Consider the following 11,541-nt stretch of genomic DNA (forward strand, 5'->3'; position numbering starts at 1 on the left):
ATTGTTAAATAACCTATTTTAATGCAATTAAATTAAAACGCAGTAATTCGCGAATGAATTCCTACTGCGTTTTTTTATTTATATAAAGTTTTTTATAAGGGGTGTTTTCGATTTAGTAATAGTCAATGCTCGTGGTCCTCTACTTGTTCCTTCATGACGCTTAAGATTGTGAAGCTTTCAACGGGGGGATCTTGCTGACACCCTTCCAGTGTATAGGTGAATAATTGCTGTCCCTCCTCTGATACTAGCTCCGCACAGGTTATGTTCACTTTAGCAGGGTTGTCTCCCCGATCCTTATTTTTTGAACGATCAATTTCCAAATCGAATAAAGATCCGTCGAAAGTTAAATTGTACAATGTTGGGTCTCCTTCTAGCGTATAATTGGTAATCCTTACGGAGGCCCCTTCTTTCGCTTCGATGTTGTCCAAGAATCGTTCAAAGCGCGGGAAATTGTAAACAGGTCCATGCATATTAATGACATCGCCGTTTTTAACCGCTGTTTCGCTATCATAGGAACAAGCGGATAGTATACATGTTCCGAGAAACAGTAGTAGATACAAAAGTTTTCGCATTTTAATCCTCCCATGGTATCCATGATATATCACCTTCAATGTATGCGCTAAACCATGAATCTATCCCGTAGCAATGCATAAAAAACATTTCAGAAGACGGTTTTTATGTTACCTTCCGCAAAATGTCATATACTGTTCACAGACAAAATAGCATCATTCTATGCTTCTTTGGTACTATTGGCATCATTGTCTGCTTATTCACGCCATAAAAAACCGCCATGAACCCTGGCCATCTTTCATTTTCAATAAGCTCTTAAAGGTCATTTAATTAGTGGCGTTCAACACAGTTCTGTCTGCTCTGCGGAAACCAGTGCAAAAAAAAGACAGCCTCTATGCAATGATAGAGCTGTCTGTTGTGAATATGTAAAATATCAAAAATGCATATAAAATCAGTAGCATCAAAAAGCCTACTCGAAAATTTGTATGCTTCGTTTTATGGCGAAATAATTGCATTCCAACATACGCACCGATTCCTCCACCCATAATTGCAAGTATCCAAAGGGTTTTTTCTGATATACGTTGGCCATGTTTTTTTGCCTGTGATTTGTCGTAACCCATTACAAAAAAAGCAATAATGGACATGATTAATATGAAAACAAGAATAACATTAGTCATATTTTCTGCTCCCTGTACAAAAAAAGCTGATAGAATCTCTATCAGCTTTTTTAACTTAAATTATTTTGCGATTGCTTTTTTAGCTAAATCTGCAAGTTGTGTGAATGCTTGAGTATCAGTTACTGCAAGATCCGCTAACATTTTACGGTTAACTTCGATTTCAGCTAACTTCAATCCGTGCATTAAACGGCTATAAGAAAGACCGTTCATACGTGCTGCCGCATTGATACGTGTAATCCATAATCTACGGAAATCACGTTTTTTGTTACGACGATCACGGTATGCATACATGAATGATTTCATTACTGCTTGGTTAGCAACTTTGTATAATGTATGTTTAGAACCGTAATAACCTTTTGCTAATTTTATAATTTTTTTACGACGATTTTTAGTTACTGGTGTGCTTTTTACGCGTGGCATGATTCATTACCTCCTGCTATCTGTTATTATTTCATGTAAGTTAATAAAGTTTTGATACGTTTGTAATCGCCTGAAGATGCTACTTTAGATTTACGTAGTTTACGTTTAGCTTTAGTAGACTTGTTAGCGAATAAGTGGCTTCCAAAAGCACGGTCATGTACTAATTTTCCAGTTCCGGTTTTTTTGAAACGCTTTGCAGCTCCACGGTGAGTTTTCATTTTCGGCATGTCGAATTCCTCCTAAACAATTGTACTCTTTATTGTTTCTCGTTTTTTGGTGCAAGCACTAAAAACATACTACGGCCATCCATTTTCGGTTTTGACTCGACAGTGGATACTTCCGTACAAGCTTCTGCAAATCTATCTAAAACTCGTTGTCCAATCTCTTTATGAGTGATGGCACGGCCTTTAAAGCGGATAGAAGCTTTCACTTTATCTCCTTTTTCAAGGAACTTTATCGCGTTTTTCAATTTCGTTTGGAAATCATGTTCATCTATTGTTGGGCTCAAACGAACCTCTTTCATTATGATGATTTTTTGATTTTTACGAACTTCACGATCTTTCTTTTGCTGCTCAAATTTGAATTTACCATAGTCCATGATACGAGCGACCGGCGGCTTGGCTTGAGGAGCCACAAGGACAAGATCCAAATTTACACGACCTGCAATTTCAAGTGCTTCGTTACGTGTTTTTAATCCTAATTGATCGCCGTTCTGATCAATAACTCGTATTTCGCGTGCTCGAATGCCATCGTTTACATACATGTCTTTGCTAATAATGATCCACCTCCAAATAGTGTCGCGAATACATGGTTTGGGCATAAAGTTCGTAAAAACGAACTAGTTACACCGTTTTGATCCATAAAAAAAGCAGACAGACATATGTTGTATGTCTGCCCGCCGATATGAGTACATGTAGAAAACTACATGTTACAGTCGATCACATGCTTACCAGTCAACAACACTTGTAGGTGTCAAACAGGTGAGAAGCGGGCAGCCTCTTCTTATACCGCAAACTTGTATTCAATAACCTTAATAACTATAGCATGTTGATACATTCATGTCAACACTAAATCTATTAATGTGCTACTTCTTCTTTCAAACGTTCTAAGAACTCCGCAAATGGAATACTTTCTGACTGTTGTTCTCCGTATTTACGAACGTTAACATTACCAGCTTCTAGCTCTTTATCCCCTAGTACAAGCATATACGGTATTTTTTGCATTTGAGCCTCGCGAATCTTGTAGCCTAGCTTTTCTTCACGGTCATCCATCTCAACACGGAGACCCGCAGCTACTAGTTGCTCTTCGATTTGTTTTGCAAATTCAAAATGCACTTCATTGGAAACAGGTATGATTTCAACTTGAACAGGAGCCAACCAAGTTGGGAATGCACCTTTATACTCTTCAATTAGGAATGCCACAAAGCGTTCCATTGTCGAAACTACTCCGCGGTGAATAACAACTGGACGGTGATGCTTGCCATCTTCTCCAATGTAATTTAAGTCAAAGCGCTCTGGTAATAAGAAATCTAGTTGAACAGTTGATAAAGTTTCCTCTTTACCAATAGCAGTTTTTACTTGAACATCTAATTTGGGACCGTAGAATGCTGCTTCATCTTCCGCTTCAAAATAATCTAAACCAAGCTCGTCCATTGCTTCTTTTAACATATTTTGTGCTTTTTCCCACATCTCATCATTATCAAAGTATTTCTCTTTGTTTTGAGGATCACGATAAGAAAGGCGGAAGGAATAGTCTTCTAAGTTAAAGTCTTTATAAACTGAAATAATTAATTCCACGACTTTTTGGAATTCTGATTTAATTTGGTCTGGACGTACAAATAAATGTGCATCATTCAAAGTCATACCACGAACACGTTGTAGGCCTGATACGGCACCTGACATTTCATAACGATGCATAGTTCCTAATTCGGCAATACGCAACGGAAGGTTTCTGTAAGAATGCATTCCGCTTTTGAACACCATCATATGATGTGGACAGTTCATCGGACGTAGCACTAATGTTTCATTATCCATTTCCATCGGTGGGAACATAGAATCTTGGTAATGATCCCAGTGACCAGAAGTTTCATAAAGCTCTTTCGAACCTAATACCGGTGTATATACATGTTTATAGCCAAGTTTTAACTCTTTGTCTACAATATAACGCTCAATAACACGACGGATAGTAGCTCCGTTTGGTAACCAAAGAGGAAGACCTTGACCAACTTTTTGTGAAGTTGTAAATAATTCTAGTTCTTTCCCAATTTTACGGTGATCACGTTCTTTTGCTTCTTCTAGCATATTTAAATGATGTGTAAGCTCTTCTTTTTTAAAGAATGCTGTACCATAAATTCGTTGAAGCATTTTGTTATCACTATTTCCACGCCAGTATGCACCAGCAATACTTAATAGCTTGAACTCCTTAAGCTTACCTGTTGACGGCACGTGAACGCCACGGCAAAGGTCAAAGAAATCTCCTTGCTCATAAATAGAAACTTGTTCTCCCTCGGGGATTGCTTCTAAAAGTTCTACTTTGTATTCATCTTCTTTAAATTTGTCAAAAGCAACCTGACGAGATACATCATGACGAATAATTTCAATATTTTCATTAATAATTTTTTTCATTTCTTTTTCGATTAACGGTAGGTCTTCTGCAGTAATCGGTACTGGTGAATCAATATCATAGTAAAAACCATTTTCAATAACTGGCCCAATACCTAGTTTAACATCTTTGAAAAGGCGTTTAACTGCTTGTGCAAGTAAATGTGCCGAGCTATGGCGTAAGATTTCTAGCGCTTCGTCAGATTCAGGAGTAATGATTGAGATATCTCCATCCTCCATTATTGGTGATTTAAGATCGATTAGTACTCCACTAAGTTTTCCGGCAAGTGCTTTTTTACGTAATCCAGGACTGATCGATTGTGCTATTTCTTCTGTAGTTGTCGAAACAGGAAATTCCTTCACCGCTCCATCTGGAAACTTCAATTTAATAATTTCTGCCATTTTGAACACTCCTTTTATAATTAGAAAAGCGCAAGCGCCCGTTTTTAGCCCCGACAAGCACTGGAGCTAGACATTGTGAAAACAACAAAAAAACCCCATCCCTAGAAAGGGACGAGGTTAAAGTCGTGGTTCCACCCTTCTTCTGTCTATCCATTACTTAAGAAGTAATGATGAATGAAATAGACGAAGCTCTGCATCGGCTAACGGGCCGGTGACCGGTAATTGCTATATAAATTCACAATCACTGCTCGGAGGTGGTAAATCGATTGCCGATACTTAAGAAGCTTACAGCCAAGGCTTCTCTCTCTTAAAAGTCGTACAAACTGATTGTTGTCCTCTTCTTTGCATTTTAACTATTCTTATGAAAATAATTATACGCCACAGAAAAACCAATTGCAAGATAGAATCAATTTTCGCCCTGCCGTCTCCCTCTTTTTCATTAACTTTCTCTCCAATTTTTACCTTGAAGTGAGATTGGTGTCGTAAGTGCTTTAATCCGTTCCATAATTCGACCAGCTTTTACTACTTCCTTTTCCCCACGCTGCGTGAAAGATAAATGATGTTGTAATTCATCATAATTGAAGTTAGAAGACATAAAAGTTGGCAGTTGTTCCGACATTCGGTAATGCAGGATTGTCCCTAGTATTTCATCACGGGTCCAACTCGACATAATCTCCGCTCCAATGTCATCTAACATTAAAACAGGAGCACGTTTCACAAATTCAATCTTCTCAGCAAGAGAATGATCTTGAATCGCTTGTTTCATTTCTCTTAGAAATTCAGGTACATATACAACAACCGAATGAATATGTCTAGCGGCTAACTCATTTGCCAAAGCACCAAGTAAATAAGATTTCCCTACACCAAACTTCCCGTAAATATATAAACCTTTAGTTGGAAGTACGTTTGTACGCTCCCATTCATTCAAAAAGTCTTTAGCTGCACGAACAGCAACTACCCTACTGCCATCCTCTAAATCTACTCCGGCAAGCGTTGCTTCCATAACCTCTTTAGGCATATGAATACTGTCAATCATGGAAATAACTTTCTTACGCTCGTCTTCAATAATGCCTCGTTTACAACGAACAAAATTATTATCTATCAAATTTCGGTCAAGGACTAGTTTAGGTTCATACCCCTTCATGTAATTCTGACACTGATCTAGCGATGGACAAGAACCACAATCATGGGATTGAGAAATAAATTCATATAACTTACTCAAACTACGATCGACTATCTCTTTATTAATATCTGAGGCGTTCTCCTCTAGAAACTTTTGCACTCTCGTGTCTTCCAAAACTTCTTTTTTCATATCGTTAAGTCGTGTAGTAAATTCAGGAGATATAACTCTTTTTAAGGTTTCATTTATACGTTCCACTTTTGCCACCTACCTTTTCAGCATGCCTAGCTCTGCTAATAATTTTTGCCGTTCTTCATCAATATTTTGTATTCCATTTGTATTTTTACCAGTTGATTTTTTCGTTTCCCCATCTTTTTTATAAAACCAATCAGGCACTTTTTCCTCGCGAGTCGGTTTTTTAGTATATGTTTTTTGTGGAGAACCTTCATTTTTCCATTTTACATATTGTTCATGTTCGTTTCGAGCAAGCTCCATTGCTTCTTTGGCTGTTTTGACATTCTTCCTCATCCAATGAGAAGCAATTTTCTCTGCATAATTTTTCGTGAGTTTCATATCTGTACGTAGTAATACATATTGCAACAATACATTTACAACTCCAACTGGCATTTTAAAATGAGTAACAAAATGATTCGCCAACTGAACGTCTGCAAGAATTGGTTCTTTCCCATTCGCAATATCTTTTAATACAGATATCGGAGGTGTTGTTTCTAAATAATGTATTAACTCACCTTCTTTTGTTAAAGGCCCCGTAGGTTCAGAAGGTACAGTTTTTTTCTGAATCTTTTCAATAATAGGCGCTACTTTCGAAACAGTCAGCTTGTAATAATCTGCACACGCTTTCTTTAATCTCGCTTCGGATAAATGCAGATCATCATCTAACGCTAGTATAACAACTTTTTGCATTTCCACAGGACTTAAATTATATAAAAAAGAGAGTTTTGCAATTACTTCTTTCGCTTCTATTGTCATCGCTGATTTAGGCACTAATTGTTCTGAAAGACCTTCTTGAAGTAACGAAAAGTCAAAGTCATTATAATAAAAAGGAACAGAAGACTTTCTTTCCTTCGATTCGAAATCTTCATCGTAAGATACAGTATTATTCATTTTAGTAGACGGTTTAAATACATCAACAAAAGTTCTAGAGACGTCCGTGAAACCGTCATTCCAATTAGAACTTAGTATAAATCGATTACGTAGTTGTTTAAAGGCATTTTCTCCTACTTTATTGAGCAAAAACATAGAAAGTAATGGATCCTTTAAAAATGACTCAGCATCTAATGGTGCTGCAAGTTCATAATGGAATACACTTCCATCCTCCATTGTTTTTTTCCAAGTACGGAGAAGACCAATTGCTTCCAGAGCAAGACGGGCCTGAAAAATTTTCCCTATTGGCATTCCAAGGACATTCATCAGTTGATAATGTGACCATCGCTCTTTATCATTATGTTCTCCGTCTGCCCAAAGTGTTAAATACAAACTTATGCTTTCTGCTCCAACTAACGGTTGATAAAACAAAGTTAACAATTGCCGATCATAATCTGATAAAGAATATGGTAAGCGAATCATATACAAATCTGCTGGCTGTAGTTCTTTATATAACATCGACAATTGTATCTACTCCTTTATATTGATAAGTATTAAAATAATTCTATTTATAAGGAAGGGTTTTTCTTTAAAATTTCCTTTAATTCATCGATAAATACATTTATATCTTTAAATTGGCGATAGACGGAAGCAAAACGAACATAAGCTACTTCATCTACTTCTGCTAGCTGGTCCATGACAATCTCTCCGACGTCCTCTGACCTAACTTCTGCATTACCCATTCTTCGCAATTCTTTTTCTATAGAGAAAACAATATTTTCTAGTCGTTCTAACTCCACTGGTCTCTTTTCACATGCACGAATTAGCCCACGCAATACTTTTTCTCGACTGAACTCTTCTCGAGAACCATCTTTTTTAATAACGATTAATGGTGTCTCTTCTACTTTTTCGAATGTGGTAAAACGAAATCCACATTCTTCGCACTCTCTTCTTCTTCGGATTGCCTTATTGTCATCCACAGGACGAGAATCGACAACTTTTGTGCCATTGTATTGACAAGTTGGGCATCTCATATAGATCTCTCCTAATTCTTCACGGTATTTTTATGTATGTATCTATTATAACAATATTCTTCTATAAAATCGAAAAAGCAGAGGAATCACTCCTCTGCTCACTCAGTCAAGTATAAATTTATTACGCTTGAACTGTCAAACGTGATGCAGGCTTTTTAACTGGTCCCATACCACGTGGCATTTCTAACGTTTCGCGAATTCCAGCATTAAGAGCATCTGCAATATAGTTAGCTGCGATTGATGGATCCAAATCACCACATGTATACACATCAATGCTCGCATAACCATGCTCTGGAAAGCTGTGAATCGTTAAATGCGATTCGGAAATAATAACGACTCCACTTACACCTTGTGGCGCAAATTTGTGAAATGCAACTTCTCTAACTTCTGCACCAGATTTTAGTGCAGCATCAACAAATGTTTGTTCGATAAATTGCATATCGTTAAGTTTGTCGAAATCGCACTCCCATAGTTCTGCAATAATGTGACGTCCCATTGTTTCCAATGTCCGTTTCCCCCTTTGATAAGTTTATTTTTAACCTCAAAGTTGACTACCACGGGGGAAAGTTAGTCCAAAGAGGTCCTAACCCTTTAAGTAGTCGGTGTTCTAATAAAGTAACACGATTCTCATTATATGTTGTTTTACAGAATTATGCAAGAACTAATAAATCCTCTTTCTATCATCTAGAAAGAGGATAAGATAATTACAGTGATAAAGCTACTTTTTTAGTAAGGTCCACTACTCTAGCAGAGTAACCCCACTCGTTATCATACCATGCAAGAACCTTCACTTTACGGTTACCAATTACCATAGTAGTTAACCCATCTACTGTAGTAGATAATGTAGAAGTATTAAAGTCGATTGATACTAGCGGCTCCATCGTAATTCCTAAAATCCCTTGCATTGCCCCTTCAGATGCTTTTACAAAAGCATCATTTACTTCTTCAACAGTAACATCCTTCTGTAAATCTACTACTAAATCTACTAAAGAGACATTCGGAGTCGGCACACGTAACGCCATACCATGAATTTTCCCTTGAAGCTCAGGCAACACAAGTGAAAGTGCTTTCGCAGCGCCAGTGGAAGTTGGAATGATTGATTGGCCACAAGCACGTGCACGTCTTAAATCTTTATGAGGATTATCGAGATTGTTCTGATCGTTTGTATATGCATGAACAGTCGTCATTAACCCATTTTCAATACCAAATGTATCATTTAATACTTTAACAACAGGTGCTAAGCAATTTGTAGTACAGCTAGCGTTTGAAATAATATGGTGAATCGATGAATCTAATTTATCATCGTTAACTCCCATAACAATTGTGGCATCTTCGTTTTTTGCAGGAGCTGTGATTATTACCTTTTTCGCACCAGCTTCGATATGTGCTTTAGCTTTTTCTCCATCATTAAATTTTCCAGTAGATTCAATTACAATATCCACGTTTAACTCTTTCCAAGGTAAATTTGCTGGATCTCGATCATCCACAATTTGAACACGCTGACCATCAATGATTAGTGCGTTTTCTGCTAATGAAATATCTCCAGTGAAAGTACCATGTGTAGAATCGTATTTAATAAGATGTGCCAACGTCTCTAATGGGTATCTCGCATTTATCGCTACCACATTTAAATCCTCTTGTGCTATTGCTTGACGAAAAACCATACGTCCGATACGTCCAAAACCATTAATCGCTACTGAAACTGTCATGTGAAAAGTCCTCCTGTAACTGTGTGATACTTAATTGTTTATAACCTTGAATTAGTATAACACATTTTCTTTATTGTGTAGCCCCTAAAGTATACATTATAAATGTTAGTATTTTCAAATAACTTTGCAGTTGGTTACAGAACAGCTGAAGTTAGGAAAGTGAAAACCTGTTACTATAGTTTTTTGTTGGCTATGAATCGAATTATTTCTCTACTATTACCGAGTATTTTTAAAAGGCTGTTTATGACTAACGTCACAAACAACCTTTCTTTTTTCGAAAATATGATGGCATTTATCTGTACGCAAATCCTCTTCAACAATACTATTTAGGAATAATAGAAGGAAATTTTTCCTTCTACATAGAAAAAGCATCTGAAGATACAAATTCAGACGCTTCTCTTCTTCTTTATTTACACTTGCGAAAAAATAGTATCACTTTTCTAATTCTAATGCTTAAAATGTTATTAACTAACCTTTAGTTTGTTTGCTCCCAAATCGCCAATATTTTTAGCAATTGTTGTTTTGTTTCCTCGATGGTTTCATTATTATAAATAACCGCATCCGCACCTTCTTCTTTAACAGACAAAGGTAATTGTGATTGAATACGTAATCTGGCTTCTTCATGTGTAAAACCATTTCGAGCCATCAATCTTTCTAATTGTTTTTGTTCAGTTACAGTCACAACAAGGATTTTATCGACAAAAGATTGTAATCTACTTTCAAAAAGCAATGGTATATCCATAATAATTACTGGATTCCCTTGTTGCACAAGCTGTTGCCTTTGCACTAACATTTCTTCCCGGATAGCGGGATGCATAATATCATTTAACTGCTTACGTTTGGAAGGATCTGAAAAAATTAATGCCCCTAATTCTTCCCTATTTAACGTTCCATCCTCATGGATAACTTGTGTACCAAAAACTTCTTTAATTGTCTCTAGAGTCGCAGTTCCTTTTTCAACTACTATACGCGCGACAAGATCTGCATCAATAATGGGAAAGCCCATTTCCGATAACATATTCGCAACGGTGCTTTTCCCACTAGCAATACTTCCCGTTAATCCAATAATCATCTGGTTGCTCCCTTATTTTTGACATGCTGGGCAATAGGTAGATGTCCGACCACCGATTGTCTTCTGTTTCGTTTTCGTGCCACAGAATCCACATTCCTTTTTGCCATACATTTGAAGTCTATTTTGCATATTTCCTGCTCCGCCATTAATAGTACGATAATCAGAGATCGTACTACCCCCATTTTCTATACTATCAAGTAAGACAATTACAATTTCTTGAAACAAATGAATTTTCCGCTCTCTACTAATTCGTTTTACTGCCCGAGCCGGATGTATTTTCATACGAAATAATGCTTCTGTTGCATAAATATTGCCACAACCAGACACAACATGACCATCCATGATAAATTCTTTTATTGCTTTATTTTCGTATTTTGGCAATGCACTCATATGCAGAAAATGATCTAATGCATGCTGATCAAAAGGCTCAGGTGCCATTAATAATAGAGGTGGGTAGTCCGCTTCTGTTTCTAAGAATCGCAGTTCGCCAAACCGTCGGATATCCGAATAGACTAACAGATCCCCTTCTTCAAAATAGATAGTAACATGCGCATGCTTTCTAAACTTAGCTTCTGTAATTTCATGCAAGTTTTTCACAGAAAACCATGCCCCTGACATGCCCAAATGCGATACAAGCATATAAGGGAGTCCATCCTTTAGAAGATGAAAATAAATATATTTGGATCTTCTTTCTAGATGGTCAATCTTTGTGCCAGGTAAAACTAGACAAAACTGCTCTACATCTAACCCTTTAATAATTGCTTCTTTACCAATTGCTTTGGAATTATAAATGGTTTCAGAAACTTCTACTGACTTAATAGTCTTTCCAGTTACAATTGGTTGAAGGGCGCGTAATACGCCCTCTACTTCTGGTAATTCCGGCATACAAGTTA

13 protein-coding genes are annotated in these 11,541 nt (G+C 37.0%); all 13 read right to left on the reverse strand.

Features of this window, described 5'->3' with window-relative positions:
- Positions 1–122: 122 nt before the first annotated feature.
- The 13 genes from MHI40_RS12435 to mutM all read right to left on the reverse strand — a co-directional run bounded on the left by MHI40_RS12435 (position 123) and on the right by mutM (position 11,533).
- Positions 123–572, reverse strand: coding sequence for a DUF4362 domain-containing protein (locus tag MHI40_RS12435; RefSeq protein ID WP_093536917.1), 450 nt, complete (start codon positions 570–572; stop codon positions 123–125).
- 330 nt (positions 573–902) lie between these two features.
- Complete coding sequence (locus MHI40_RS12440) at positions 903–1,187, reverse strand: DUF1294 domain-containing protein (protein WP_340762906.1); 285 nt, start codon at positions 1,185–1,187, stop codon at positions 903–905.
- 60 nt (positions 1,188–1,247) lie between these two features.
- On the reverse strand, positions 1,248–1,607 hold the full coding sequence (rplT, locus tag MHI40_RS12445) for a 50S ribosomal protein L20 (RefSeq protein WP_093536915.1): 360 nt from the start codon (positions 1,605–1,607) through the stop codon (positions 1,248–1,250).
- Positions 1,608–1,633: 26 nt separating this feature from the next.
- A complete protein-coding gene (rpmI, locus tag MHI40_RS12450; protein WP_093536914.1) occupies positions 1,634–1,834 on the reverse strand; it encodes a 50S ribosomal protein L35 in 201 nt (66 codons plus the stop codon).
- A gap of 29 nt (positions 1,835–1,863) precedes the next feature.
- A complete protein-coding gene (gene infC / locus MHI40_RS12455; RefSeq protein ID WP_217646099.1) occupies positions 1,864–2,385 on the reverse strand; it encodes a translation initiation factor IF-3 in 522 nt (173 codons plus the stop codon).
- Positions 2,386–2,683: 298 nt separating this feature from the next.
- A complete protein-coding gene (gene thrS, locus MHI40_RS12460; RefSeq protein WP_093536913.1) occupies positions 2,684–4,609 on the reverse strand; it encodes a threonine--tRNA ligase in 1,926 nt (641 codons plus the stop codon).
- Positions 4,610–5,048: 439 nt separating this feature from the next.
- Entirely contained in the window at positions 5,049–5,987 is a 939-nt protein-coding gene (dnaI, locus tag MHI40_RS12465; RefSeq protein ID WP_340762908.1) for a primosomal protein DnaI, read from the reverse strand.
- A 9-nt stretch (positions 5,988–5,996) separates the two neighbouring features.
- A complete protein-coding gene (locus tag MHI40_RS12470) occupies positions 5,997–7,352 on the reverse strand; it encodes a replication initiation and membrane attachment family protein (RefSeq protein WP_340764503.1) in 1,356 nt (451 codons plus the stop codon).
- A gap of 50 nt (positions 7,353–7,402) precedes the next feature.
- On the reverse strand, positions 7,403–7,867 hold the full coding sequence (nrdR, locus tag MHI40_RS12475) for a transcriptional regulator NrdR (protein WP_093536910.1): 465 nt from the start codon (positions 7,865–7,867) through the stop codon (positions 7,403–7,405).
- 121 nt (positions 7,868–7,988) lie between these two features.
- Positions 7,989–8,372: an adenosylmethionine decarboxylase gene (gene speD, locus MHI40_RS12480; RefSeq protein ID WP_093536909.1), complete on the reverse strand. Its 384-nt coding sequence runs from the start codon at positions 8,370–8,372 to the stop codon at positions 7,989–7,991.
- A 199-nt stretch (positions 8,373–8,571) separates the two neighbouring features.
- Entirely contained in the window at positions 8,572–9,576 is a 1,005-nt protein-coding gene (locus MHI40_RS12485) for a glyceraldehyde-3-phosphate dehydrogenase (RefSeq protein WP_093536908.1), read from the reverse strand.
- Positions 9,577–10,051: 475 nt separating this feature from the next.
- Complete coding sequence (coaE, locus tag MHI40_RS12490) at positions 10,052–10,648, reverse strand: dephospho-CoA kinase (RefSeq protein WP_340762910.1); 597 nt, start codon at positions 10,646–10,648, stop codon at positions 10,052–10,054.
- Positions 10,649–10,660: 12 nt separating this feature from the next.
- The gene (gene mutM / locus MHI40_RS12495; protein ID WP_340762911.1) at positions 10,661–11,533 is read right to left on the reverse strand and encodes a bifunctional DNA-formamidopyrimidine glycosylase/DNA-(apurinic or apyrimidinic site) lyase; all 873 of its coding nucleotides are present in this window, start codon (positions 11,531–11,533) and stop codon (positions 10,661–10,663) included.
- Positions 11,534–11,541: the final 8 nt, after the last annotated feature.

Origin of the sequence: Psychrobacillus sp. FSL H8-0510 (genome assembly GCF_038008345.1) — a bacterium.
GTDB lineage: Bacteria > Bacillota > Bacilli > Bacillales_A > Planococcaceae > Psychrobacillus > Psychrobacillus psychrotolerans.